Source organism: Salipiger sp. PrR002 (assembly GCF_010500775.1).
Lineage (GTDB): Bacteria > Pseudomonadota > Alphaproteobacteria > Rhodobacterales > Rhodobacteraceae > Salipiger.
In genome coordinates this window covers 33,859-58,499 of the sequence record NZ_JAAGOU010000002.1, presented here as the reverse complement: position 1 = coordinate 58,499, position 24,641 = coordinate 33,859, and the positions used below count along the sequence as shown (strand labels likewise).

The following is a 24,641-nucleotide window of genomic DNA, read 5'->3' as shown; positions in this document are numbered from 1 at the left end:
CTTTGTAGACCCGCCTGCGCGGCAGACCCTAAAGCCCCGGTGTTAACGCCCTGTTTCACCTGACCCGCCGAGATCGAAACACTTCGTTCAGATTTTGCTGCGAGCCTCTGCGGACGGAGGTGCATGGATGACCGACAGACCCGAGGGCGCCGCGCGACAGGCGGCCGCGCCAACCCTGATCGACTGGACCCGCGCTGCCGAGTTGCGCAGCGAGGTGGGGGGCGATGACTTTGATGAGATCGTCGCGCTTTTCCTGCGCGAGGTGCAGCGCGTTCTGGACGCTCTGCCTGCCCAAGCCTCGGAAGTGCCCGATCTTGCGGACAGGCTGCATTTTCTCAAAGGCAGCAGCCTGAACCTTGGCTTCGCGCGGATGTCGGCCCTGTGCGAAAGCGGCGAGCAGGCCGCCGCCACCGGCAAAGGCGATACTGTCGACCTATCGGCGCTGCGCGACTGCTTTGCCCGCTCACGCGCGGAATTTCTGGATCAGCTTGCCGTGCGGCTGGTCGCCTGAAACGAGCGGCCAGCTCAAGACGCCCAGCGCGCCCACATCATCTGACGACGAGTCAGATGACAAATTGCGCCAGAACCTCGTCGTCGGTGATGTCGCGATAGGCATAGCCATGCGCGTCCAGCTTGCCGAAGAGCGCGTCGAAATTCTTCGGATCGGCGGTCTCGATCCCGATCAGCACCGAACCGAAGTTGCGCGCCGATTTCTTCAGGTATTCAAAGCGGGCGATATCATCCTCGGGGCCGAGGAAGTTCAGGAAATCCTTCAGCGCACCGGGACGCTGCGGCAGGCGCAGAATGAAGTATTTCTTCACGCCCGAGTAGCGCAGCGCCCGTTCCTTGACCTCCGGCAGACGCTCGAAGTCGAAATTGCCGCCCGAGGTGATGCAGACCACGGTCTTGCCGCGGATCGCCTGCCCCAGATCCTTCAGCGCATCGACCGAAAGCGCCCCCGCAGGCTCGAGCACCACCCCCTCGACGTTCAGCATCTCGAGCATGGAGGTGCAGAGCCGGTCTTCGTTGATGGTCAGCGTATTGGCAACGCCGACCCCCTTCAGCACCTCGAAGGTCTTGCTGCCGATCTGCGCCACCGCCGCGCCATCGGCGAAATTGTCGACCGCCGCCAGCGGCACCGGCTTGCCCGCCTCGAGCGCTGCGCGCAGGCAGGCCCCGCCCTGCGGCTCGACAAAGGTATATTGCGTGTCGGTGCCGAAATAGCTCAGCAGGCCGGAGCCAAGCCCGCCACCGCCGACCGGGATCACCAGATGATCGGGCACGCGGCCCAACTGCCGTTCGATCTCGACCGCGACGGTGGCCTGCCCCTCGATCACGTCCTGATCGTCGAAGGGCGACAGGAAATGCCCGCCGATCTCGGCACAATAGCCCTGCGCCGCCTTCAGGCATTCGTCGAAATAGTCCCCGATGAGGCGGATCTCGACATTCTCGCCACCGAACATCCGGGTCTTCTGGATCTTTTGCTGCGGCGTGGTCACCGGCATGAAGATCACGCCGCGCTTGTCGAACTGGCGGCACATATAGGCGACGCCCTGCGCGTGGTTGCCCGCGCTTGCGGCCACAAAGGTCTCGACATCGGGGCGCTTGCGCATGGCGTTGAACGCGCCGCGCAGCTTGTAGCTGCGCACCGGGCTCAGATCCTCGCGCTTCAGCCAGATGTCGGCGCCGTGAAGCTGCGACAGGTGATCGTTGCGCAGAAGCGGCGTCTCGGGAAAGACCGAGCGCATTTCTTCTGTGGCGGCGCGGGCGTGATCGAGAAACTCATCCATGCCCACCGACTTGGCGCATCGAAGGCGTTTGCGCAAGCCTCCTCACACGCCGCAGTTTCGGTCAGTCGATCGGCCGCCCCTCGATGAAATGGCCGTAAAGCGAGGTGAGGATCGAGATGCCGATCATCGTGGCGAACCAGTTGATCACCAGCCCATAGACCAGATTGATGATCGAGCCCGCCGTATCGTCGATCAGCGCCGGCAGTTCGACCAGCAGCGAGCCGCCGATCACCACAAGCGCCAGCGTGATCACCGCGCCGTCGTCGTCCTTGGTGGCCTTCCACGCGTCCTTGAGGCTCAGCCGCTCGCCCACCGCAGCGGCGGGCAGGATCAGCCCGAGGCGGAAGAACAGATAACCGCCAAGCCCCACCAGACCGAAGACGAGGATCGGCGCCAGCCCCGGCAGTCCCGCGCTGATCAGCGCCACCGGGATGGCCGCGACCATGAGCCCGAGAAAGATCACCAACCCGATCATGATCGACCGCCCGAAGTAGCCGAGGATCTCGCCGCCATGCCAACGCGGCAGCCAGCCGCGCGGCGTCTCTCCGGTCAGCACGAAGCGATGCCATGCCACGGCGATCCAGAGGCTCGCCAGCACCGCCAGCACCACCAGCACCAGCGCCGGAACTCCGATCACAGTCACCGGTCCGCCAGAAGCATCGGTCTGCATGGGATGCAGATAGGTGGCGATCTGGCTGGCCACCTGCACCAGATAGAGCACCAGCGAGACGCGCAGCGCGGTGCCCAGATTGTCGATCACCATGCGCAGGGAATGCAGGAAAATCCGCCAGCCCTTCATCAAAAACCCCACCTTTTCGAAATTCACCCGGCGATCGCTAGCATATGGACCCCGCAGGTCAACGGGCGATCCTTGCCCCCGATGATAAAAGGCAGTAATGCGCGAAGCCAGTTCATACGTGAGGGAATGTCCATGTCCGCGCCCAAGAAAGTCGTCCTGGCCTATTCCGGGGGCCTCGACACCTCGATCATCCTGAAATGGCTGCAAGCCGAATACGGCTGCGAGGTTGTCACCTTCACCGCCGATCTCGGTCAGGGGGAAGAGCTGGAACCCGCCCGCGCCAAGGCAGAGATGCTGGGCGTGAGTGAAATTTACATCGAAGACCTGCGCGAAGAGTTCGTGCGTGATTTCGTCTTCCCGATGTTCCGCGCCAACGCGCTTTACGAGGGGCTCTACCTGCTGGGCACCTCGATCGCCCGCCCGCTGATCTCCAAGCGCCTTGTCGAGATCGCCGCCGCGACCGGTGCCGATGCCGTCGCCCATGGCGCCACCGGCAAGGGCAACGATCAGGTCCGCTTCGAGCTGGCCTGCTATGCGCTGAACCCCGACATCAAGGTGATCGCGCCGTGGCGCCTGTGGGATCTCACCTCGCGCACGAAGCTCATCGACTTCGCCGAGAAGAACCAGATCCCGATCGCCAAGGACAAGCGCGGCGAAGCGCCCTTCTCGGTCGATGCGAACCTTCTGCACACCTCCTCCGAGGGCAAGGTGCTGGAAAACCCCGCCGAGCAGGCCCCCGACTACGTGCTGCAGCGCACCGTGCCGGTCGAGCAGGCGCCGAACGAGCCCGAGTACATCGAAGTGACCTTCGAACAGGGTGACGCCGTGGCGATCAACGGCGAGGCGATGTCGCCCGCGACGATCCTCACCAAGCTCAACGAGCTGGGCGGCAAGCATGGCATCGGCGTTCTGGACCTGGTGGAAAACCGTTTCGTCGGCATGAAGTCGCGCGGCATCTACGAGACCCCGGGCGGCACCGTGCTGCTCGAAGCGCACCGCGGCATCGAGCAGATCACGCTGGATTCCGGCGCCGGTCACCTCAAGGATTCGATCATGCCGCGCTACGCCGAGCTGATCTACAACGGTTTCTGGTTCTCGCCCGAGCGCGAGATGCTGCAGGCGCTGATCGACAAGAGCCAAGAGCATGTCAGCGGCACCGTCCGCCTGAAGCTCTACAAGGGCTCGGCGCGCACCGTGGCGCGCTGGTCGGATCACTCGCTTTATTCCGAGGCGCATGTGACTTTTGAGGATGACGCCGGTGCCTACGACCAGCAGGACGCGGCGGGTTTCATCCAGCTCAACGCCCTGCGCCTGAAGCTGCTGGCCGCGCGGAACCGCCGCCTGAAAGGCTGAGCCCTTTCCCAGCGCTGACCCGAATGATCCCCGCCGGACATGCCTCCGGCGGGGATATTTTTATCTAGACGAAGCGGCAGCCTCCGTCTCTTCGTCTAGACCCAAATATCCCGGGGAAGACGCGCGCAGCGCGGCGGGGGCAGAGCCCCCTACGTCTAGCAGCGCCGCAGGTCGTGCGGCGGGGGCAGAGCCCCCTACTTCTAGCGGCATCTACCCTCCTCCCTAACCGCCGCGCACTGCGCTAGGCTCGCCCACGAAGGCGGAGGGCACGGCATGGCTGAACTTCAGGAATTCATCGACGCGCAGGCGCAGGTCTGGCCGCAGGTGACGCGCGAGCTGCGGCAGGGTCAGAAGGTCACCCATTGGATCTGGTGGGTGTTTCCGCAATTGGCCGAGCTGGGCCGCTCTCCCCGCGCCCGCCATTTCGGTCTGCGCGACGCCGCCGAGGCACAGGCCTATCTCGCGCATCCGCTGCTCGGGGCGCGGCTCGAGAAATGCGCGGGGCTGCTTCTGCTTCGTAAGGGCAAGACACCCGAAGCGATCCTTGGGCCGGTCGATGCTTTGAAGTTGCGCTCTTGCATGACGCTGTTTGAAGCGCTGCCTTCCGCGCCCGGCGTCTTCGCCGAGGTGCTCGACGCGCTCTACGAGGGCAGCCGCTGCCCGGTGACAAGCGCCGCACTGGCAGGCTGACGCGGCACACACGTCATTCTGAAGAACGAATAAAAAGTCCTGAAGACCAAATAAAAATGGCCGCTTCCGGTCACGACACCGGAAGCGGCCAAGGACGTGCAAAGGTGGGGATACGCAAGCACGCCCTTGCAAGGGGACGCCGGACAAGCCGCGAATATGCGGCCAAAGCCCGTGTCCGATCCCGAATTTCTAACCGTCTATCTTCACCGTCTTGTTCCGCGGCCCACTGCGTAAACTTGCACCACACATCTTAATAAAACCTAAGACGCGGCAGACCTCGGGCGGCTCAACTCGTACCGTTAACCTTACGCCATCCAGCAACCCACAGGAGCAAAGCGGGCTATTCCGCACGACGCTTTCCTATACACGCAGGGCTGCGACACTGAGTTTCAGCGGCGCGAAGTTTTTTCTACATTTTTTGTGAATCTTTTTCGGGCGCGCGTTTGCCGGCACCTGCAAGGCGGCGGAAGTGTCCCAAAACACCCCCGCCGCGCTGTGCTCAGAGCGCCTCGGCGCGGAGCCGTTCGTAGAGCGGCAGCGCCTCATCGGCGACCTGCGCAGCCTCTTCGGACAGCTCGGGCAGCGGCCCTTCGGCACCGGCAAAACCGGTCGAGCGATGCACCGAGCCATACCAATGCGGTGCCCAGACGCCATCCTGCGCGTGGCCGCCCGCGGGCCACGCCAGCATCGCCGGATCGAAGCTGAGACCGATGGCGTCGCACAGGCGGCGCAGCATGACCTCGGGGTCACGCCGGATGTCGGCGCTGTCGATCACCACCGGGCTTTGCCCGGCGGCGCGCATCTCGTCGTAAAGCTCGGCCTGCTGGCGAAACCCCATGTCCTCGGCGGTGGCCGCCTCCCAGCCCTTGGTGAAACTCGCCACCACGCGCGCCGGGTGGCGGATCAGGAAGACGTTGACGCAGTCCGCCATGAACCCACGCGGGATGCCGTCGATCATGTGCTGCACCATATGCTTGTGATAGACATGCGGCTTGCCGCCCGGGATCGGCCCGAGCAGGCTCTGCGCCACCTCTTCGGCACTCTCGGGGCGGCTTTGCTTGATCGCATCGCCCATCGGATGCTCGAGACCCGTGAGCCGCAGGTAGGGGCCGTAAAAGGGCTCGTCCACCACGTGAAAATCGGCGCGATTGCCGAAGGAATACATCAGCGCCGTCGACAGATTGCGCGGCCCGGACCACATGGCCAGTCTCATTGTTCTACTAACTCCAAGTCGATAGCGCGGGTGCGCTGCGTTTCCGGCCCCCTCTCTGCGCTGACGCAACGCCAGCTGTCAATCTTGCGCACCGCGGGTCTGCACGCCAAAGCCGCCGTCACCATAGGGTGAAGATCACCGATTTTCGTTGATTAGACCCGCAGCCCCCCGCAGCCTGAGGCAAAGCGGAGGAGAGATCATGAGACGGCTGCTGATGAAATGCCTGCTGGGCCTTGCGCTGGCGGCGCCCGCATTTGCTTTGCCCGCGGCAGTTCGGGCCGGAGAGATCGTGGTCGCCGGTGGCTGTTTCTGGTGCGTCGAAGCCGATTTCGAGAAGGTGAAAGGCGTGCGCGAAGCGATCTCGGGGTATACCGGCGGGAGGATCGCCAACCCCAGCTACAAACAGGTCAGCGCGGGCGGCACCGGGCATTATGAGGCGGTGCGGATCATCTTCGATGACGCCCGCGTCTCGGCAGAGGAGCTTTACGCGCTGTTCTTCCGCTCGATCGACCCGACCGACGCGGGTGGGCAGTTCTGCGACAGGGGCGAGAGCTATCGCACCGCGATCTTCGTCACTGGCGGGGCGCAGCGCGCGGTCGCGGAAACCGCGAAAGCTCAGGCGCAGGCCGCCTTGGGGCAGAAGATCGTCACCCCGATCCTGCCCGCGGGGCGCTTCTGGCCAGCCGAGGGCCATCATCAGGATTACTACAAGGGCGACAGCCTCGTACTGACCCGCTTCGGCCCGCTCCGGCAGGCCTCGGCCTATAAGCGCTATCGCGAAGCCTGCGGGCGGGATGCGCGGGTGCGGCAGCTGTGGGGCAGCGCCGCGCCCTTTGCCGGGGGCTGAGGGGCTCTGCCCCGTCCGCTGACGCGGACTCCCCGGGATATTTCAACCAAGAGGAAGAACGCCGGTCAGAAGCGGTGCTCGGTGACGTCCTTGAGGTCGGGGATCACGTCGGCAGTGCCCTCGCGCATAACCATCAGCGCCGCGGCGCGCTGCGCCAGTTCGATCGCCGTCGCCATCGGCAGCGCCCGGTCGAGCCCGGCCAGCAGGTAGCCCGTGAAGGTGTCACCCGCGCCGGTGGTGTCCACCGGGGTGACCGGCAGCGCGGCGAAATTTCGGCTCTCGCCGCTGTCGGTGTTGATCCAGCGGCAGCCCTTGGCGCCCAGCGTCACCACCACGTCGCGCACCGGAATGCTCTCGATGCCCTGCCCCGTCGCCTCTTCGAGCTGCGCCGCCTCGACCTCGTTGAGCACCAGCAGATCGAGCAGCGGCAGCACGGCAGTCACCGCCTCGGCATCGAAGGGCGCCGCCGCATAGGCCACGCGCAGCCCGCGTCGCGAGGCGATCTCGGCGGCCTCGCGCTGCAGGTTGGTCTCGTTCTGGAACACGAAGATGTCTTCGGGTCCGGCCTCTTCAAGACCGGCCTCGACGCGTTCGGGTGACAGGGCGCGGTTGGCACCGGGATAGATCAGGATGCTGTTCTCGGCATCGGCATCGAGCATGATGATGGCATGGCCGGTGGTCTCGTCGATCACTGTGATCTGCCGCGTGTCGACGCCGTATTCGGTCAGCCGCTCGATCGCCCAGCGCCCGTCGGGCCCGACGGCCCCAAGATGCACCACCCGCGCCCCGGCGCGCGCCGCGGCCACCGACATATTGGCCCCCTTGCCGCCCAGCCCACGCGTCAGCCGGCTGGTCGCCAGCGTCTCGCCCGGCGCCAGCAGATGCGGCAGCCGATAGGTCATGTCGGCATTGATCGACCCGAGGTTGAAGATCGCCATGCTGCGCCCTGCCCTTTCATTGTTCTCAAAAATACGCCTGCCGGTAAGGCCCGGCAGGCGCAGACATCGGATCAGCCGACCTTGCAGGCCGCCAGAACCGCCATGTTGAGGATGTCATTGGCGGTCATCGTCGTCGAGCAAATCTGGATCGAACTGTCGATGCCTGCGAGGATCGGGCCGATCACCGTCGCCCCCGCCATCTCCTGCATCAGTTTGACCGAGATCGAGGCCGAGTGCCGCGCCGGCACCACGAGGATGTTCGCCGGGCCGCTCAGGCGCTGGAACGGGTAGTTCTCTTGCGCGCGGGTGTTGAGCGCCACATCCACGGTCATCTCGCCCTCGTATTCGAAGTCGACGCCGCGCTGGTCGAGGACCATCGGCGCGCGATGCATCTTCGAGGCGCGTTCCGACACCGGATAGCCAAAGGTCGAGAAGGACACGAAGGCCACCCGCGGCTCGAGCCCGAGGTGACGGGCGACCCCGGCGGCGCGCTCTGCGATATTCGCCAGATCCTCGGCTTCGGGCCATTCATGCACCAGCGTGTCGCTGATCAGCACGATGCGGCCCTTGTGGAGCAGCGCGGTGACGCCCGCCACGCCGCTTTCGGCATCGGCGTCGAACACCTGATTGATCGCTTCCATCACATGCGCCGACTTGCGCGTCGCGCCGGTGATCAGACCGTCGCCATGGCCATGCGCCAGGAGCAGCGAGGCGAACACATGGCGATCGCGCGCCGCCAGACGGTGCACGTCCTGCCGGTCGTAGCCCTTGCGCTGCAGGCGCTGGTAGAGAAACTCTTTGTAGGTCTCGAGGTGCTCGGTGTTGGCGGCGTTGACCACCTTGATCTCGCGCACCGCATCGGCAAGGCCGCTGGCCTCGAGCTTCTCTTTCACATCCGCCTCGCGGCCCACGACGATCGCCTTGCCGAAGCCGTTGCGCTGATACATGACCGCCGCGCGCAGCACGCGCGGGTCGTCGCCCTCGGCAAAGATCATCCGCGCCTGTGCGGCCCGCGCCCGGCTGTTGATGCTGCGCAGCACCGAGGCGGTGGGATCCATACGGCCCATGAGGCCCGCCTGATAGGCATCCATGTCGATGATCGGACGGCGCGCCGCGCCGGTGTCCATGCCCGCTTTGGCGACGGCGGGCGGAATGCGGTGGATGAGGCGCGGATCAAACGGCGTGGGGATGATGTAGTCGCGCCCGAAGGTCAGCGATTTGCCATAGGCCAGCGCCACCTCGTCCGGCACATCCTCGCGCGCCAGTTCGGCCAGCGCCTCGGCGCAGGCGATCTTCATCTCGTCGTTGATCGAGCGCGCGTGAATGTCGAGCGCGCCGCGGAAGAGATAAGGAAAGCCCAGAACGTTGTTCACCTGGTTCGGGTAGTCCGAACGGCCGGTGGCGACGATGGCGTCGACGCGGACTTCATGCGCCTCTTCGGGGGTGATCTCGGGATCGGGGTTGGCCATGGCGAAGATCACCGGGTTGTCGGCCATGCTTTTCACCATGTCCTGCGTCACCGCGCCCTTGGCAGACACGCCAAGGAACACGTCGGCGCCAACCATCGCCTCTTCGAGCGTGCGCAGGGAGGTGTTGGCCGCATGGGCCGACTTCCACTGGTTCATGCCCTCGGTGCGGCCCTGATAGATCACGCCCTTGGTGTCGCACATGATGCAATTGTCATGCTGCGCGCCCATCGACTTCAGCAGCTCGAGGCAGGCGATGCCCGCCGCGCCCGCGCCGTTGAGCACGATCTTCACCTCTTCGATCTTCTTGCCCGAGAGGTGCAACGCGTTGATCAGGCCCGCGGCGCAGATCACCGCCGTGCCGTGCTGGTCGTCGTGGAAGACCGGGATGTCCATCTCTTCCTTCAGGCGCTGCTCGATAATGAAGCATTCGGGCGCCTTGATGTCCTCGAGGTTTATGCCGCCGAAGGTCGGCCCCATCAGCTTGCAGGCCTTGATGAATTCCTCGGGATCCTCGGTGTCGAGTTCGATGTCGACCGAGTTCACATCGGCAAAGCGCTTGAAGAGCACCGATTTGCCTTCCATCACCGGCTTGCCACCGAGCGCGCCAAGATTGCCGAGACCCAGCACCGCAGTGCCGTTCGAGATCACCGCAACGAGGTTGCCCTTGTTGGTGTAATCATAGGCCAGTTCGGGGTTTTCGGCGATTTCCTCGCAGGGCACGGCGACGCCGGGCGAATAGGCAAGGCTCAGGTCGCGCTGCGTGGTCATCGGCACTGTGGCCTGCACTTCCCACTTGCCGGGCGTCGGCTCGAGATGGAAGGCCAGCGCCTCTTCACGGGTGAACTTGGATTTCGACATGAGCGTGCTTCCCTCGACTATGAGCGGCGTTCCTCTTAGCGCAGGGGAAGGCTCTGCTCAACTGATTGCATTTCGCCTTTCGCCGCCCCTCGGGGCTTTGCTAAACCAGCACAAAGCAGCACTGGGGGACTACATGACGGCAGTCACGCCGATGATGGCGCAATATCTTGAGATCAAAGCGCAGTATCCGGACGCGCTCTTGTTCTACAGGATGGGCGACTTCTACGAGATGTTCTTCGACGACGCGGTGGCGGCGGCGGAAGCTCTCGACATCGCGCTGACCAAGCGCGGCAAGCATGCGGGCGATGACATCCCCATGTGCGGCGTTCCGGTGCATGCCGCCGAGGGCTACCTGCTGACGCTGATCCGCAAGGGCTTTCGCGTCGCTGTCGGCGAGCAATTGGAAAGCCCCGCCGAGGCCAAGAAGCGTGGCCATAAATCGGTGGTGAAACGCGACGTGGTGCGGCTGGTGACCCCCGGCACGCTCACCGAAGAGTCGCTGCTGGAAGCGCGCCGCCACAACTATCTTGCCGCTTTGGGCCGTGTTCGGGACGATTGGGCGCTGGCGTGGTGCGATATTTCCACCGGCGCGTTTCACGTGATGCCCCTCGCCCGCGCCCGCATCGGTGCCGAACTGGCGCGGCTCGCGCCCTCGGAAGTGCTGGTCTCGGAAAGCACCGACGAAGATCTGCGCCCGGTGCTGAGCGATCTCGGCATTTTCCCCACGCCGCTTGGGGCTGCGTCTTTTGACAGTGCCGGGGCCGAGGACCGCCTGAAAAGGCTCTTTTCCGTGCAGACCCTCTCGGGCTTCGGCGCGTTCGAGCGGCCCGAGCTTTCGGCCATGGGCGCGCTGGTCGACTATCTCGACATCACGCAGAAAGGCCGCCTGCCGCTGCTGCGCCCGCCGCAGCGCGATGCCGTGTCGAACCTGCTGCAGATCGACGCCGCCACCCGGCGCAATCTTGAACTGACCCATTCGATGAACGGCGGTCGCGCCGGATCGCTACTGTCGGTGATCGACCGGACGGTGACGCCCGGCGGCGCGCGGCTATTAGAAAGGCGAGTTTCTTCCCCTTCGCGCAATCTTGGCGTGATCGAAGGGCGGCTTCAGGCTCTGGATTGGGCGATGGGCGCGCCGGAGGCACCGCAGCTGCGCGATGGTCTGCGCAAGGTGCCCGACCTTGACCGCGCGCTCTCGCGCCTCGGGCTCGACCGGGGCGGGCCGCGCGATCTGGCCGCCGTGCGCAACGCGCTGGCGCAGGCCGAAGAGATCGCCGAGACCCTAAACAGTGCCGAATTGCCCCCCTTGCTGGCCGATGCACGTGAAACACTCACCGGCCATGACGAGCTGATCGCGCTGCTCGAGGCGGCGCTGGTTGCCGAGCCGCCGCTGATGGTGCGTGACGGTGGTTTCGTCGCACCCGGCTACGACGCGCAACTCGACGAGGCGCGCACCCTGCGGGACGAAGGCCGCGGTGTGATCGCCTCTATGCAGGCGAAATATGCCGAAATGGCCGGGGTGAACTCGCTGAAGATCAAGCACAACAACGTGCTGGGCTACTTCATCGAGACCACGGCGACCCACGCCGAAAAGATGATGTCGGCGCCGCTGAACGAGACCTTCATCCACCGCCAGACCACCGCCAATCAGGTACGCTTCACCACGGTCGAGCTGACCGAGCTGGAAACCCGCATCCTCAACGCCGGGAACGAGGCGCTGGAGATTGAAAAGCGGCTCTATGAAAGCCTGAAAGGTGCCATTCTGGCCCGCGCGCCGCAGGTGTCAGAGACCGGGCTGGCGCTGTCCGAGTTCGATGTGGCGCTTGGCCTTTCCGATCTGGCCAAGGCGCAGAACTGGTGCCGCCCGCAAGTGGATGACAGCCGCGCCTTCGAGATTGTCGCGGGCCGTCACCCGGTGGTCGAACGCGCGCTACAACAACAGGGCGGCGCGCCCTTCATCGCCAATGATTGTGCCTTGAACGCCAATGGCGAGGGCGCGTCGGTGACGCTGCTGACCGGCCCGAACATGGCGGGTAAATCGACCTACCTGCGGCAGAACGCGCTGATCGCCCTGCTGGCGCAGATGGGCTCCTATGTGCCTGCGGACCGCGCGCATCTGGGGGTGGTCAGCCAGATTTTCAGCCGCGTCGGCGCCTCTGACGATCTGGCGCGCGGGCGCTCGACCTTCATGGTCGAGATGGTCGAGACCGCCGCGATCCTCAATCAGGCTGACGACCGCGCGCTGGTGATCCTCGACGAGATTGGCCGCGGCACCGCCACCTATGATGGCCTGTCGATCGCATGGGCGACGCTGGAGCACCTTCACGGCGTGAACCGCGTGCGCGGGCTCTTCGCCACGCATTACCACGAGCTGACGCAGCTGGCTGCCAAGCTCGAGGGAGTCAGCAATGCCACCGTCGCGGTGAAGGAATGGGACGGCGAGGTGATCTTCCTGCACGAGGTGCGCGAAGGGGCAGCCGACCGCTCTTACGGCGTGCAAGTGGCGCAGTTGGCGGGTTTGCCGCCCGCGGTGATCGCCCGTGCCCGCGACGTGCTGAGCGCGCTGGAGGAAGGCGAACGGGGCCGGACCTCGCCCAAGGCGCTGATCGACGATCTGCCGCTATTCTCGGCAGCGGCGAAACCAGAGCCTGTTGCGGCACCGAAAGGCCCCTCGGAGGTGGAAGAGAAGCTGGCGACGCTGCTGCCCGACGAGATGACCCCGCGCGACGCGCTGCAGGCGCTTTACGATCTGAAGTCTCTGTTGAAGGGGTAAGCCGGACTCACGTGAAACATGCACTGCAGGTGGGTTCACGTGAAACGAAAGCCGGGTGAGCGCCTGCCCGTAGGCTGGCGCTGCTACGATCGCGGTCTTCGCTTTATACCGGCCAAGTCCGGGCGACCTTCGAGCGTTCCACAAAGGCGACAAAGCGCCAGCCCGCAGGGACGGGCAGTCGCTCGCCCGGCGGCCTTCGGCCTTTGCTCCGGACGGATCAGCGCAACGCCCAAAAGAAAAACCCCCGGCCTTTCGACCGGGGGTTTTCCGTTTTTCACTGTGACGAGATCAGCCCTGCATCGAGCTAACGCCGACCTGCGCCGGACGCAGCAGCCGGTCGTAGAGCATGAAGCCCTCTGCCGAGACCTGAATGATCTCGCCCGCTTTGGTGCCGGGCACCGGGGCTTCGAACATCGCCTCGTGGTGCTTGGGGTCGAACTTGTCGCCCACCTCGGGGGTGATCGCGGTCATGCCGTGCTTGCTGAACACGTTCAGCAGCTCGCGAAGGGTCAGCTCCACACCTTCGATCAGCGCCTCTGCCGCCTCGGCCTCGCGCGCGGCGTTCAGCGCGCGGTTGAGGTTGTCGTAGACCGGCAGCAGGTCACGGGCCAGCTTCGAGCCGCCGTATTGCTGCGCCTCGCGGCGGTCCTTGTCGGCGCGCTTGCGCGCGTTCTCGGCATCCGCCAGCGCCCGCATGAAGCGGTCTTTGTATTCGTCACGCTCAGCGCGCAGTTCGTCCAGCGCGATCGCCTCGTCGTCCATCTCTTCCATCTCGCTCGCGAGGGCTTCGGCCTCTGCCGCCTCGATATCGTCGAGAAATTCGTCTTTATTCGCGTCTGCCATGTCTAACCTCTAGCTCCGCTCAGCAATCAGCCTGCCGACCAGCTGTGCCGTGTAGTCCACGATGGGTACGATCCGCCCGTAGTTGAGCCGCGTGGGTCCGATGACCCCAACCGCACCGATTATCTTTCGATCCGCGTTCATATATGGAGACACCACCAGAGAGGAACCCGAAAGTGAGAAAAGTTTGTTCTCCGAGCCGATAAAAATGCGGACCCCGTCGCCTGCTTCGGCAAGCTGAAGGAACTCGGCGATATCCCGCTTGCGCTCGAGGTCGTCAAACAGCGAGCGAATGCGGTCGAGCTCTTCGACCTCGCTGTCCTGACCCAGAAGATTCGCCGTGCCGCGCACGATCAGACGGGCCGAATTGTCGGCGTCCTTCTCCCACGCCGCCATGCCGGTTTCGATCAGAGCCGCGGCCAGCGCGTCGATCTCTTGCCGCCGCGCACTGATCTGCCGCCCGATCTCGCCGCGCAGTTCCGACAGCGTTTTGCCCTCGATCAGCGCGTTGAGGAAATTCGCCGCCTCGCGCATCGAGCTTGGGGTCTGTCCCGGTGGCGGGGTGAAGAGGCGGTTCTCGACGTGACCATCGGCAAACACCAGCACCACAAGCGCGCGGTCATGGCCCAGCGAGACAAACTCGATATGCTTGACCGGTGCCTCATGTTTGGGCGTCAACACCAGCGAAGCGCCATGGGTCACCCCCGAGAGCGCCGCGCCGACCCGGTCGAGCAGGCCGCCCACATCGTCACTGCGATTGGAGGTCGTGGCGTCCAGCGCCTCGCGGTCGGACATATCCAGATCGCGCACTTCCAGCAGCCCGTCGACGAACATCCGCAGCCCCACCTGCGTCGGCACGCGCCCGGCGGAAACATGCGGGCTGTCGAGCAGGCCGAGATATTCCAGATCCTGCATCACGTTGCGGATCGTCGCCGCCGAGACCTTCTCGGACAGGCTGCGCGTCAGGGTGCGCGAACCGACCGGCTCGCCCGTCTCGAGATAGCTCTCAACCACACGGCGAAACACCTCGCGCGAGCGATCGTTCATTTCATCAAGAAGACGGTTACCCTCTTTCATCCTAAACTCCGGCTGTTCAGGGTCATTAAAGGTGCCTCTCGCGCCCCGTCAATCGGGGTTGCGGCAAAGCATCTGCACCAGTATCCCGAGCGCGACTAGGATAAGAGGCACCGAATGAGACCTTCAGGACGAGATCTAAGTGATATGCGCGCCGTTTCAATCGAGACAGGTGTCACGAAACATGCCGAAGGGTCTTGCCTGATCAAAATGGGCGATACCCACCTCATCTGCACCGCCACGCTCGAAGAGCGCGTGCCGCCCTTCGTCAAAGGCTCGGGCCTTGGCTGGGTGACGGCGGAATACGGCATGCTGCCGCGCTCCACCGGCTCGCGCATGCGCCGCGAGGCGTCGAGCGGAAAACAGGGTGGCCGCACCGTCGAGATCCAGCGCCTGATCGGCCGCTCGCTCCGCGCCGGTGTCGACCGGGTTGCGCTTGGCGAGCGTCAGATCACCATCGACTGCGACGTGATCCAAGCCGATGGCGGCACCCGCTGCGCCGCGATCACCGGCGGCTGGGTCGCGCTGCGCCTTGCGGTGAACAAGCTGATGAAGGCCGGTATGATCAAAAGCGATCCGCTGACCCCGGTGGCGGCTGTGAGCTGCGGCATTTACGCCGGTCAGCCGGTGCTTGATCTCGACTATGCCGAGGATTCCGAGGCCGGTGTCGACGGCAACTTCATCCTGCGCGGCGATGGCCAGCTGATCGAAGTTCAGATGTCCGCCGAGGGCGCCACCTTCAGCCGCGACCAGATGAACAAGCTGATGGACCTCGCTGAAGCGGGCGTTTCGAAGTTGGTCGAGGCTCAACTGGCGGCCACCGCATGACCCGCAAGTTCACCGACAAGAAGCTGCTCGTCGCGACCCACAATGCCGGCAAGCTCGAAGAGATCACCGATCTGCTGAAGCCCTTCGGCATCGAGGTCGTGGGCGCCAAGGAGCTTGACCTTCCCGAACCCGAGGAAACCGGCACCACTTTCGTCGAGAACGCCCGCATCAAGGCGCATGCGGCGGCAAAGGCCACCGGCCTGCCCGCCCTCGCCGATGACAGCGGCATCTCGGTCGACGCTCTGGACGGTGCCCCCGGTGTCTATACCGCCGATTGGGCCGAAACCGGCCAAGGCCGCGACTTCATCATGGCCATGGGCAAGACCCATGACGCCCTGCGCCAGACCGGCGCCGAACAGCCCTGGACCGCGCGTTTCAACTGCACGCTGGTTCTGGCGTGGCCCGATGGCACCGACGCGGTGTTCCCCGGCGTGATGGAAGGCCGCGTGGTCTGGCCGATGCGCGGCGACAATGGTCACGGCTACGACCCGATCTTTCAGCCCGAGGGCTATGAGATCACCTTCGCCGAGATGGGCAGCGACGAGAAAAACCGCATCAGCCACCGCGCCGATGCCTTTGCCAAATTCGTGAAGGGCTGCTTTGCCCAAGACGATGCCTAAGTCCGGGCCTGAAACCTGGCGTGAAGGAGGCTTCGGCCTCTACGTGCATTGGCCTTTCTGCGAGGCCAAATGCCCCTATTGCGACTTCAACAGCCACGTCGTCCGGTCGATCGACCAGACCCGCTGGGCCGAAGCGCTGAGCTCCGAGGTCCGCCGCTATGGCGAGATGACCTCGGGGCGTCATCTCAACTCGATCTATTTCGGTGGCGGCACTCCTTCGCTGATGGAGCCTGCCACCGTTCAGGCCGTGCTCGATGCGGCGCGCGAGCATTGGACATGGGCCAATGACATCGAGATCACGCTCGAGGCCAATCCCCGCTCTGTCGAAGTGTCGAAGTTCGAGGGCTTCCGCGAGGCGGGTGTAAACAGGGTCTCGATGGGCATTCAGAGCCTGCGTCCCAATGATCTGCGCCGCCTCGGGCGGCTGCATGACGTCGATGAGGCGATTGCAGCGCTCGGCACCGCGAAGTCCGTCTTTGACCGCGTGAACTTCGACCTGATCTATGCCCGCGAAAACCAGAGCATTGCCGACTGGGAAGTGGAACTGCGCGAGGCGCTCGATCTCGCCGGCGATCACCTGTCGCTCTACCAGCTGACCATCGAGGAAGGCACGATGTTCTGGGAGCGCGCGCAGCGTGGCCAGATGAAGCATCTGCCGGGCGAGGACCTCGCCGCCGACATGTTCCTTGCCACACAAGAGATCACCGCCAAGGCGGGCTTTGCGCCCTATGAAGTGTCGAACCACGCGCTGCCCGGCGCGCAGTCGCGGCACAATCTGGTCTACTGGCGCGGCGGCGATTACGTCGGCGTCGGCCCCGGCGCGCATGGGCGCGTCACCGTGAACGGCGTTCGCCACGCGACCGAGGCATGGAAGATGCCCGGCGCATGGATCGAAAAGGCCGAAGCCCATCGCGCCGACAGCGTCTTCGATCCGCTGGATACGTCAGACATCATGACCGAGTTCGTGATGATGGGTCTGCGTCTCGCCGAAGGCATTTTGCTGTCTCGACTTGCCGAGATCTCCCCGACACCCCTGCCCGCGCAGAAGATCGCCGACCTTCAGGACTTGGGCCTTCTGTGGCGCGAGGGAGATCTCCTTGGCGCCACCACCGAGGGGCGGCTTGTGCTCAACGGCGTGATTGCCGAGCTTCTCACCTCCTGATCCACGTGGAACATACCCACAGGATCCTGTGCAGATCCGGCAGAGATCCTGTGGACAGATCTGATCGTGCGAGACAGGTGAAACGTAAAAGGCCGAGCCACTATGGCTCGGCCTTCGTGTTTTCAGGGTGTTTTCCGGGCCGATCTGCCAGATCTAGAGGGATCTGAGCATCAAACCGCTACCCCTTGTTTCCTCAGAGAATATGCCTGACGCGGTTGCGAGATCTCTCCACAGGATCCTGTGGAGATCTCTTCAGCGTGCCGCGCTGAGGATGGCGCAAAGCTTGTCGAGTTCCTCGAAGGTCCGGTAGCTGATCGTCAGCTTGCCATTCTCCTGCCCCGGCTGGTTCTGGATCGCGACTTTCATCCCAACAGCCGCCGAGAGATCTCCCTCAAGCGCGCGGGTGTCAGCGTCCTTTTCAGACCCTGCAAGGCTGGTTCGAGACGGGCTCTGCTCTTTCTGCGGCTGCGGCTTCGCCAGTTGCTCGGCCTGACGAACCGACAGCTTGCGGCGCACGATCTCCTTGGCGACCTCTTCGGGGTTCTCTGCCGTGACCAGCGTACGCGCATGGCCCGCGGTCAACTGCCCCTCGACCACCATGGTCTGCACCGACTCCGGCAGGTTCAGCAGCCGCAGCAGGTTCGCGATATGACTGCGGCTTTTGCCAAGCGCTTCGGCGATCTTTTCCTGCGTATGCCCGAAACGGTTCATCAGCTGCTTGTAGCCCGCCGCCTCTTCGATCGAGTTCAGATCCGCCCGCTGGATGTTCTCGATGATCGCGACTTCGAGCACTTCGATGTCGTCGAACTCGCGCACCAGCGCAGGGACTTCGTGCAGCTGCGCCATCTGCGCGGCGCGCCAGCGACGCTCGCCCGCGACGATCTCGAACTCGCCTTCTGACCCCGGACGCGGCCGGACGATGATCGGCTGGATAATGCCCTTCACGCGGATCGATTCCGCTAGCTCGTTGAGCTGGTCCGGCGTGAAGGTCCGGCGCGGCTGATCTTTGTTGGGGAAGAGTTTCTCGATCGGGATCATGCGATCAGGTGTCCTTGGTGTCGTATCCGCCTCGGCCTCGGCAGGCCGGACGTCGACGTCGGACATAAGCGCCGAAAGCCCACGTCCGAGCCCCCGCCGCATTTCGCGTTTCTCTGCCATTTCTGCCCTCTCGTGACGTATTTTTTGGTTATGCCGCCATCTGCGCATTGTTGCGCAGCAGTTCTTCTGCGAGGGCGCGATAGGCCAGCGCACCCTTCGAATTTGTGTCGTAAGTCAGGACCGGGCACGCATAAGACGGCGCCTCGCTCACCCGCACGTTCCGCGGGATCACGGTGTTGAACACCAGATCACCGAGGTTGGCGCGCGCGTCCTCTTCCACCATGCGCGACAGGTTGTTCCGCGCGTCGAACATCGTCAGCACAATCCCCTCGATCCGAAGATCGGGATTGGCGCTCTGCCGCACTTCGCGGATCGTCAGCATAAGCTGCGACAGACCTTCCAGCGCGAAGAACTCGCTCTGCAGCGGCACCAGAATGGAATGCGCCGCGACCATCGCGTTCACCGTCAGAAGGTTCAGCGAGGGCGGGCAGTCGATCAGAACGAAATCAAAGCCGAACTGGGCCATATCCGCCTGCCGCAGCGCATCATGCAGAAGGAAGCTGCGCTTTTCGTTGGCGACGAGTTCGATGTCCGCCGAGGCCAGATCAACCGTTGCCGGGATCAGCTGCAGGTTCGGCGTTTCCGTCGAAAGGATCATATCCGACAGCGGCGCATCTTCGAGAAGCAGCTCGTACGCGGTGTATTCGCGCGCCTCAGGCTCGATTCCGAGCCCGGTGGACGAGTTCCCCTGCGGGTCGAGGTCGACCACCAGAACCTTCATGCCGCGCTCTGCCAGCGCCGCGCCAAGGTTGATCGTCGTCGTGGTCTTGCCCACCCCGCCCTTCTGATTGGCAATGGCTACGATCTTGGCCGCGCCGGGCCGGAAGGTATCAGACATGAGTCGGCACTCCGATTTGCAAGACAACCGCATTGGGATCAGTAAGGCTTGTATGCCGTGTCAGTTCAAACTGCCACATCTTGCGTGCTTCGGCGATTTCTTTTTCCGCCTGCGCGCCCTTTGGGAAGAGCGCCATGCCGGTCTCGCTCAAGTGGTGATCAGCGAAACCAAGAAGTTTATTCAAAGACGCCAGCGCACGCGCGCTGAGCACATCGGCCCTCAGCGACGGGATCTCTTCGATACGGCGCGCTTCGACATTAGCCGTCGCGCCCGTTTCCCGCAGAACCGTCCGCAGAAACGCGCATTTCCTCTGGTCACTTTCCACCAGCGTGACCCTCATATCCGGTGCGAACTCGTCGCGCAGGATGGCCACGACCAGCCCGGGAAACCCTCCGCCACTGCCCAGATCCGCCCAATGCGCAGGTTTTTCCTGCGGGATCTGCCAGATCTGAGCGGAATCCACGATATGCCGCGTCCAAGCCTCGTCGAGTGTGCTTGGCGAAACGAGGTTGATCCGCGGATTCCACTTCTTCAGAAGGTCGGTGTAGTGCTCGAGGCGGTCCCATGTTTCACGTGAAACACTGAGGCCGCCGCCAAGGTCCGGAAAGCTCATGCGCTGCGCGCCTTTTCCACGCGGCGGAGACGGATCAGCAGAAGCGACAGCGCCGCGGGCGTCATCCCATCGACTTTCGCCGCTTGAGCGAGCGTCGACGGGCGCGCATGCGCCAGCTTTTGCTTCAATTCGTTGGAAAGCCCTTCGATGCTCGCAAAATCGAAGTCTGCCGGGACCTGATAGGTCTCGTCCCGCTTCAGCGCTTCAACGTCGCGCTGTTGCCGATCGATGTAATTGGCGTAGAGCGCGTCTTTTTCCAGCTGGCTGCCGATCTCTTCGTCGATTTCCGCGAGATCCGGGACATGGGTCCGAAGAAACTCCATCGAAATATCGGGGAAGGACAGCAGTTGGAACAGGCTGCGGCGCGCGCCATCGGCGTTCATCTTCAGGCCAAGCTCGGTCAATTCCCGCGGCGTCATGGTGAGATCAGAGAGGATCCCCTTGCCCTGCTCGAGCTTTTCGGACTTCTCAAGGAATGCAGCTTTGCGCGCTTCGGACACGCAGCCGATCTCTAGCGCCTGCGGCGTGAGGCGCTGGTCCGCATTGTCGGCGCGCAGCGAAAGGCGGAATTCGGCGCGCGAAGTGAACATCCGGTAGGGCTCGGTCACGCCGCGCGACGTCAGATCATCGATCATGACGCCGATATAGCTGTCGGTCCGGCTGAAAGTGATCTCCTCGCGTCCCAAGCTTTGGGCGGCCGCATTGAGACCTGCCACAAGACCTTGTGCCGCGGCTTCCTCATACCCCGTGGTACCGTTGATCTGCCCGGCGAGATAAAGGCCAGAGACAGCTTTCACCGAAAGCCGCAGGTCCAGCGCACGCGGATCGACGTAGTCATATTCGATCGCGTATCCGGGCTGCAGAATGCGCGCGTTCTCCAGACCAACGATCGAGCGGACATAGGCGTCCTGCACGTCCTCGGGCAGCGAGGTCGAAATTCCGTTCGGATACACCGTGTGATCGTCGAGCCCCTCGGGCTCGAGGAAGATCTGATGCGACTCCTTATCGGCAAAGCGCACGATCTTGTCCTCGATCGAGGGGCAGTATCGGGGGCCAATGCCCTCGATATGGCCGCCATACATGGCGGATCTGCTCAGATTGTCGCGGATCAGCTCGTGCGTGCGTGCATTGGTGTGGGTGATCCCGCAAGAGATCTGCCGCGCGTAAGGCGCCTTCGACATGAAGGAGAAGAGCACCGGATCTTCGTCACCGGGCTGGCTTTCCAGAATGTCCCAATTGATTGTGCGCCCATCCAGACGCGGCGGCGTGCCGGTTTTGAGCCGTCCGAGCGGCAAAGCCAACTCATCCAGACGTTCGGCAAGCTTCACCGCGGGCTTATCGCCCATCCGGCCGCCGGGACGCTTTTGATCGCCAATGTGGATGACACCCCGCAGGAAAGTACCCGTGGTCAGCACGACGGCGCCGGCTTTCAGCTCGGATCCGTCGGCAAGAACCACGCCCTGCACGAGATCTCCCGACTTCATAAGGTCGGTCACCTCGCCTTCCACGATCGAAAGGTTCGGTGCGGCCTCCATTTCGCGCAGCATGGCTTCGCGGTAGAGTTTGCGGTCGGCCTGCGCGCGCGGTCCTTGAACGGCGGGGCCTTTGCGGCGGTTCAAAAGGCGGAACTGAATACCCGCCTGATCCGCGACACGGCCCATCACACCATCCATGGCGTCGATTTCGCGCACGAGGTGGCCTTTGCCGAGGCCACCAATCGCCGGATTGCAGGACATTACGCCGATTCCGCCCCGCGTCAGCGTGACCAGAGCGGTGCGCGCACCAAAACGGGCCGCTGCAGCAGCGGCTTCGGTACCGGCGTGACCACCGCCGACGACAACGACGTCAAAGTCGAGTTGTTTCACGTGAAACACTCCTTACTTACCCAGGCAGAAGCTCGAGAAGATCTTGTCCAGCAGATTCTCAACGTCGACGCGGCCGATCAGGGCTTCAAGGCGTCGAATCGAGACCCGGACTTCCTCTGCAGCGATATCATACCGCTCGGGTCCGAAATCAAGCAATTCCAGCGCGGTTTCAAGGGCTGCGCTGCCTTCGGCAAAGGCCAGCCGGTGACGTTCGCGTGTGGCGAGACCGCTGGATTGAACGCGCTCGGACAATGTCTCGCCAATTTGCGCGACGAGCGCATCAATGCCCTGCCCCGTGCTTGCAGAAATCGCCTCTGCGTCGCCGGAGATATCTCCCTTGGACCGGCGAATGATGTCGCCCTCGCGCGGAGAGACATCCAAGGTCTCATCCGCTTCGAGCAGGAAAACCCTCAGATCTGCCAGTTCAGCGCGGTCGCGTGCGCGTTGGATGCCGATCTTTTCGACCGGATCCGCCGCATCGCGCAAACCTGCGGTGTCGAGCAACGTCACCGGGAGCCCGGCGATTTCCATGCGCACCTCGATCACATCACGGGTCGTCCCCGCATGTTCCGAAGTGATCGCGGCGTCGCGACCGGCGAGCACGTTGAGCAGGCTGGATTTGCCCACATTCGGACGCCCAACAATGGCGACCTCGAAGCCGCTGCGGATGCGTTCCGCCGCATCGACGCCCGCCAGTTCGCGGTCGACCTCGGATTTCACTTTCAGGAGCGCGGCGCGAACGTCGTCCGAGACGTCGACGGGCACTTCCTCGTCGGCGAAATCAATGGTGACCTCAAGTAGAGAGGCCGCGAAGATCAAATCCTCGCGCCAGGCTTCGACCTTTTGCCCAAGTGCGCCGGCAAAGACGGTCATCGCCTGATTGCGCTGGCTTTCGGTCTCGGCCTCGATCAGATCTGCCAGCGCTTCGACCTGTGTCAGGTCGAGGCGGTCATGCTCCAGTGCGCGCCGGGTGAATTCTCCGGGCTCGGCCTGACGGATCCCGTCCATCGCGCCAAGTTCACGCAGAACGGCGCGCAGGATCGCGATGCTGCCGTGCAGATGAAATTCGACGGTACGTTCGCCGGTAAAGCTTTTACCCTCTTCGAAGACCAGAACCAGCGCTTCGTCGAGGATTTGCCCTGCCCCATCGGTCAGGCGGCGCAGCGCGGTGCGGCGCGGCGCGGGAATGTCGCCGCAAAGACGAGAACAGGCGTCCCATGCGGAGGGTCCGGAAACCCTCACCACGGAAACGCCTGCTTTGCCGACCGCGCTGGCAAGTGCGAAGATCGTATCCATCCCCGCCTCCTTTGCGGTTTATGTTTAGCTGTTCATGGAGTCGAAGAATTCGCCGTTCGTCTTCGTCTGCTTAAGCTTGGAGAGCAAGAACTCGATCGCGTCCGTCGTGCCCATCGGGTTGAGGATACGGCGCAGCACGAAGGTTTTTTGCAGGTCGACCTTGTCGGTGAGCAGGTCCTCTTTCCGGGTGCCGGACTTGAGAATGTCGATCGCCGGGAAGACGCGCTTGTCGGCCACCTTGCGGTCGAGCACGATCTCGGAGTTGCCGGTGCCTTTGAATTCTTCGAAGATCACCTCGTCCATGCGCGAGCCGGTGTCGATCAGCGCGGTGGCGATGATGGTGAGCGAGCCACCCTCTTCGATGTTCCGCGCGGCACCGAAGAAGCGCTTCGGACGCTGCAGCGCGTTGGCATCGACACCACCGGTCAGAACTTTGCCCGACGACGGTACGACGGTGTTGAACGCCCTACCAAGTCTTGTAATCGAGTCGAGAAGGATCACAACATCTCGTTTGTGCTCCACAAGGCGCTTGGCCTTTTCGATGACCATCTCCGAGACGGCAACGTGGCGCGTGGCGGGCTCGTCGAAGGTCGAGGAGACAACCTCACCCTTCACCGAACGCTGCATGTCGGTCACTTCTTCCGGGCGTTCGTCGATCAGCAGGACGATCAGATAGCACTCGGGGTGGTTCTTCTCGATCGAGGTCGCGATGTTCTGCAGCAGAACCGTCTTACCGGTCCGCGGCGGCGCCACGATGAGCGAACGCTGGCCCTTACCGATCGGCGCGACCAGATCGATGATCCGGGCCGATTTGTCCTTGATCGTCGGGTCCTCGATTTCCATCTTCAGACGCTCGTCAGGATAGAGCGGCGTCAGGTTGTCGAAGGCGATCTTGTGACGGGCGCGTTCGGGGTCTTCGAAGTTGATCGCAGAGACGTCGACCAGCGCGAAGTAGCGCTCTTCATTGTCGGGTGCTCGGATCTCACCTTCGATGGTGTCGCCGGTGCGCAGCGAATACTTCCGGATCATCTCGGGCGAGACATAGATGTCATCGGGACCCGGCAGATAGTTCGCCTCGGGCGAGCGAAGGAAGCCAAAGCCGTCCTGCAGCACCTCAAGAACGCCGTCGCCGAAGATGGTCCAACCCTCATCCGCACGCTCGCGGAGAATTTGGAACATCATCTCGCCTTTGCGCATGGTCGAGGCGTTCTCGATGTCGAGCTCCTCGGCCATGGCGAGGAGATCTTTCGGGCTTTGCGCCTTCAGATCGGACAGGTTCAGCCGTTCAGTGCTTTCGGCACTTGTCATGCAGTCCTCCGGGCCGCGGTCGGCCGTTCTTTGTCATGTCTTTCGGGAAGATCCCACCCGGACGGGTGTTGAGAGAATGCCTATCCCCTCCCCCCGTCGAAGTCAATTCCCGGCGGCGGGTCTGGGCGGGCCCCGGTCTCTCTCAAATTAAAGAAAGAAAAAAGAGAGATGATTTTGTTTTTAGGGGAGCCCCAGACCGGTGGATCAAATGGTTCAGGGGCTTTCGTCCACGTGGAGAGATCCTGTGGATAGATCTGCGGAGATCCCTTGGCGCAGTTTTGGAGGAATCGGCCTTTGGATCAACGCAGC

Annotated in this window: 21 protein-coding genes; 8 read left to right on the top strand and 13 right to left on the bottom strand. The window is 63.5% G+C overall.

The window, feature by feature from the left end; all coding sequences use genetic code 11:
* Window positions 1–127 precede the first annotated feature (127 nt).
* A complete protein-coding gene (locus G0A00_RS02770) occupies window positions 128–511 on the top strand; it encodes an Hpt domain-containing protein (protein WP_235952858.1) in 384 nt (127 codons plus the stop codon).
* A gap of 52 nt (window positions 512–563) precedes the next feature.
* Here G0A00_RS02770 and ilvA read toward each other — a convergent pair whose 3' ends face one another.
* The gene (gene ilvA / locus G0A00_RS02765) at window positions 564–1,790 is read right to left on the bottom strand and encodes a threonine ammonia-lyase IlvA (RefSeq protein WP_164178868.1); all 1,227 of its coding nucleotides are present in this window, start codon (window positions 1,788–1,790) and stop codon (window positions 564–566) included.
* A 61-nt stretch (window positions 1,791–1,851) separates the two neighbouring features.
* Window positions 1,852–2,589 (bottom strand): hypothetical protein, encoded by a 738-nt coding sequence (locus G0A00_RS02760; RefSeq protein WP_164178488.1) that lies wholly within the window; start codon window positions 2,587–2,589, stop codon window positions 1,852–1,854.
* 132 nt (window positions 2,590–2,721) lie between these two features.
* On the opposite strand from G0A00_RS02760, the gene G0A00_RS02755 reads away from it, so the two are divergent.
* Window positions 2,722–3,942 carry an argininosuccinate synthase gene (locus tag G0A00_RS02755; protein WP_164178486.1) on the top strand — a complete coding sequence of 407 codons (1,221 nt, stop codon included), beginning with the start codon at window positions 2,722–2,724 and terminating at the stop codon, window positions 3,940–3,942.
* Window positions 3,943–4,215: 273 nt separating this feature from the next.
* Window positions 4,216–4,632, top strand: a complete 417-nt coding sequence (locus G0A00_RS02750; protein ID WP_164178484.1) for a DUF1810 domain-containing protein — start codon at window positions 4,216–4,218, stop codon at window positions 4,630–4,632.
* 499 nt (window positions 4,633–5,131) lie between these two features.
* Here G0A00_RS02750 and G0A00_RS02745 read toward each other — a convergent pair whose 3' ends face one another.
* Complete coding sequence (locus tag G0A00_RS02745) at window positions 5,132–5,845, bottom strand: sulfotransferase (protein WP_164178482.1); 714 nt, start codon at window positions 5,843–5,845, stop codon at window positions 5,132–5,134.
* Between the two features lie 199 nt (window positions 5,846–6,044).
* Between G0A00_RS02745 and msrA the strand changes: the two genes are divergently transcribed.
* A complete protein-coding gene (gene msrA, locus G0A00_RS02740; RefSeq protein WP_235952857.1) occupies window positions 6,045–6,692 on the top strand; it encodes a peptide-methionine (S)-S-oxide reductase MsrA in 648 nt (215 codons plus the stop codon).
* A gap of 65 nt (window positions 6,693–6,757) precedes the next feature.
* Here the strand turns inward: msrA and G0A00_RS02735 are convergent, their stop codons facing one another.
* Both G0A00_RS02735 and G0A00_RS02730 read right to left on the bottom strand, forming a co-directional pair.
* On the bottom strand, window positions 6,758–7,630 hold the full coding sequence (locus G0A00_RS02735) for a ribokinase (RefSeq protein WP_164178481.1): 873 nt from the start codon (window positions 7,628–7,630) through the stop codon (window positions 6,758–6,760).
* A gap of 71 nt (window positions 7,631–7,701) precedes the next feature.
* Window positions 7,702–9,957 (bottom strand): NADP-dependent malic enzyme, encoded by a 2,256-nt coding sequence (locus G0A00_RS02730; protein ID WP_066103426.1) that lies wholly within the window; start codon window positions 9,955–9,957, stop codon window positions 7,702–7,704.
* A 133-nt stretch (window positions 9,958–10,090) separates the two neighbouring features.
* Here G0A00_RS02730 and mutS point away from each other — a divergent pair, with 133 nt between their 5' ends.
* Window positions 10,091–12,730, top strand: coding sequence for a DNA mismatch repair protein MutS (gene mutS, locus G0A00_RS02725; protein ID WP_235952856.1), 2,640 nt, complete (start codon window positions 10,091–10,093; stop codon window positions 12,728–12,730).
* Between the two features lie 288 nt (window positions 12,731–13,018).
* Here mutS and G0A00_RS02720 read toward each other — a convergent pair whose 3' ends face one another.
* Together G0A00_RS02720 and hrcA are read right to left on the bottom strand one after the other, a co-directional pair.
* Window positions 13,019–13,573 carry a nucleotide exchange factor GrpE gene (locus tag G0A00_RS02720; RefSeq protein WP_066103431.1) on the bottom strand — a complete coding sequence of 185 codons (555 nt, stop codon included), beginning with the start codon at window positions 13,571–13,573 and terminating at the stop codon, window positions 13,019–13,021.
* A gap of 9 nt (window positions 13,574–13,582) precedes the next feature.
* Complete coding sequence (gene hrcA / locus G0A00_RS02715; protein ID WP_066103434.1) at window positions 13,583–14,647, bottom strand: heat-inducible transcriptional repressor HrcA; 1,065 nt, start codon at window positions 14,645–14,647, stop codon at window positions 13,583–13,585.
* 114 nt (window positions 14,648–14,761) lie between these two features.
* Between hrcA and rph the strand changes: the two genes are divergently transcribed.
* Genes rph through hemW form a run of 3 tightly spaced genes read left to right on the top strand, consistent with a single transcriptional unit; the run spans window position 14,762 to window position 17,254 of the window.
* The gene (rph, locus tag G0A00_RS02710) at window positions 14,762–15,472 is read left to right on the top strand and encodes a ribonuclease PH (RefSeq protein ID WP_066103437.1); all 711 of its coding nucleotides are present in this window, start codon (window positions 14,762–14,764) and stop codon (window positions 15,470–15,472) included.
* Window positions 15,469–16,092, top strand: coding sequence for an RdgB/HAM1 family non-canonical purine NTP pyrophosphatase (gene rdgB, locus G0A00_RS02705; RefSeq protein ID WP_164178479.1), 624 nt, complete (start codon window positions 15,469–15,471; stop codon window positions 16,090–16,092). Before rph ends, rdgB begins: the two co-directional genes overlap by 4 nt.
* Window positions 16,085–17,254 carry a radical SAM family heme chaperone HemW gene (hemW, locus tag G0A00_RS02700; protein WP_164178865.1) on the top strand — a complete coding sequence of 390 codons (1,170 nt, stop codon included), beginning with the start codon at window positions 16,085–16,087 and terminating at the stop codon, window positions 17,252–17,254. Before rdgB ends, hemW begins: the two co-directional genes overlap by 8 nt.
* 252 nt (window positions 17,255–17,506) lie before the next feature.
* Here hemW and G0A00_RS02695 read toward each other — a convergent pair whose 3' ends face one another.
* The 6 genes from G0A00_RS02695 to rho are packed head-to-tail and all read right to left on the bottom strand — an operon-like array spanning window position 17,507 to window position 24,332.
* Window positions 17,507–18,412, bottom strand: coding sequence for a ParB/RepB/Spo0J family partition protein (locus G0A00_RS02695; protein ID WP_066103445.1), 906 nt, complete (start codon window positions 18,410–18,412; stop codon window positions 17,507–17,509).
* A 28-nt stretch (window positions 18,413–18,440) separates the two neighbouring features.
* On the bottom strand, window positions 18,441–19,250 hold the full coding sequence (locus tag G0A00_RS02690) for a ParA family protein (RefSeq protein ID WP_164178477.1): 810 nt from the start codon (window positions 19,248–19,250) through the stop codon (window positions 18,441–18,443).
* Complete coding sequence (gene rsmG, locus G0A00_RS02685; protein ID WP_164178475.1) at window positions 19,243–19,863, bottom strand: 16S rRNA (guanine(527)-N(7))-methyltransferase RsmG; 621 nt, start codon at window positions 19,861–19,863, stop codon at window positions 19,243–19,245. Before rsmG ends, G0A00_RS02690 begins: the two co-directional genes overlap by 8 nt.
* A complete protein-coding gene (mnmG, locus tag G0A00_RS02680; protein WP_164178474.1) occupies window positions 19,860–21,737 on the bottom strand; it encodes a tRNA uridine-5-carboxymethylaminomethyl(34) synthesis enzyme MnmG in 1,878 nt (625 codons plus the stop codon). Before mnmG ends, rsmG begins: the two co-directional genes overlap by 4 nt.
* Before the next feature lie 3 nt (window positions 21,738–21,740).
* Window positions 21,741–23,024, bottom strand: a complete 1,284-nt coding sequence (gene mnmE / locus G0A00_RS02675; protein WP_164178472.1) for a tRNA uridine-5-carboxymethylaminomethyl(34) synthesis GTPase MnmE — start codon at window positions 23,022–23,024, stop codon at window positions 21,741–21,743.
* A gap of 24 nt (window positions 23,025–23,048) precedes the next feature.
* On the bottom strand, window positions 23,049–24,332 hold the full coding sequence (gene rho, locus G0A00_RS02670) for a transcription termination factor Rho (protein ID WP_066103459.1): 1,284 nt from the start codon (window positions 24,330–24,332) through the stop codon (window positions 23,049–23,051).
* Window positions 24,333–24,641 lie beyond the last annotated feature (309 nt).

Coding starts and splice junctions, on each gene's coding strand:
- G0A00_RS02770 (WP_235952858.1), top strand. CDS start 128: ATGACCGACAGACCCGAGGGCGCCGCGCGACAGGCGGCCGCGCCAACC.
- ilvA (WP_164178868.1), bottom strand. CDS start 1,790: ATGGATGAGTTTCTCGATCACGCCCGCGCCGCCACAGAAGAAATGCGC.
- G0A00_RS02760 (WP_164178488.1), bottom strand. CDS start 2,589: ATGAAGGGCTGGCGGATTTTCCTGCATTCCCTGCGCATGGTGATCGAC.
- G0A00_RS02755 (WP_164178486.1), top strand. CDS start 2,722: ATGTCCGCGCCCAAGAAAGTCGTCCTGGCCTATTCCGGGGGCCTCGAC.
- G0A00_RS02750 (WP_164178484.1), top strand. CDS start 4,216: ATGGCTGAACTTCAGGAATTCATCGACGCGCAGGCGCAGGTCTGGCCG.
- G0A00_RS02745 (WP_164178482.1), bottom strand. CDS start 5,845: ATGAGACTGGCCATGTGGTCCGGGCCGCGCAATCTGTCGACGGCGCTG.
- msrA (WP_235952857.1), top strand. CDS start 6,045: ATGAGACGGCTGCTGATGAAATGCCTGCTGGGCCTTGCGCTGGCGGCG.
- G0A00_RS02735 (WP_164178481.1), bottom strand. CDS start 7,630: ATGGCGATCTTCAACCTCGGGTCGATCAATGCCGACATGACCTATCGG.
- G0A00_RS02730 (WP_066103426.1), bottom strand. CDS start 9,957: ATGTCGAAATCCAAGTTCACCCGTGAAGAGGCGCTGGCCTTCCATCTC.
- mutS (WP_235952856.1), top strand. CDS start 10,091: ATGACGGCAGTCACGCCGATGATGGCGCAATATCTTGAGATCAAAGCG.
- G0A00_RS02720 (WP_066103431.1), bottom strand. CDS start 13,573: ATGGCAGACGCGAATAAAGACGAATTTCTCGACGATATCGAGGCGGCA.
- hrcA (WP_066103434.1), bottom strand. CDS start 14,647: ATGAAAGAGGGTAACCGTCTTCTTGATGAAATGAACGATCGCTCGCGC.
- rph (WP_066103437.1), top strand. CDS start 14,762: ATGAGACCTTCAGGACGAGATCTAAGTGATATGCGCGCCGTTTCAATC.
- rdgB (WP_164178479.1), top strand. CDS start 15,469: ATGACCCGCAAGTTCACCGACAAGAAGCTGCTCGTCGCGACCCACAAT.
- hemW (WP_164178865.1), top strand. CDS start 16,085: ATGCCTAAGTCCGGGCCTGAAACCTGGCGTGAAGGAGGCTTCGGCCTC.
- G0A00_RS02695 (WP_066103445.1), bottom strand. CDS start 18,412: ATGGCAGAGAAACGCGAAATGCGGCGGGGGCTCGGACGTGGGCTTTCG.
- G0A00_RS02690 (WP_164178477.1), bottom strand. CDS start 19,250: ATGTCTGATACCTTCCGGCCCGGCGCGGCCAAGATCGTAGCCATTGCC.
- rsmG (WP_164178475.1), bottom strand. CDS start 19,863: ATGAGCTTTCCGGACCTTGGCGGCGGCCTCAGTGTTTCACGTGAAACA.
- mnmE (WP_164178472.1), bottom strand. CDS start 23,024: ATGGATACGATCTTCGCACTTGCCAGCGCGGTCGGCAAAGCAGGCGTT.
- rho (WP_066103459.1), bottom strand. CDS start 24,332: ATGACAAGTGCCGAAAGCACTGAACGGCTGAACCTGTCCGATCTGAAG.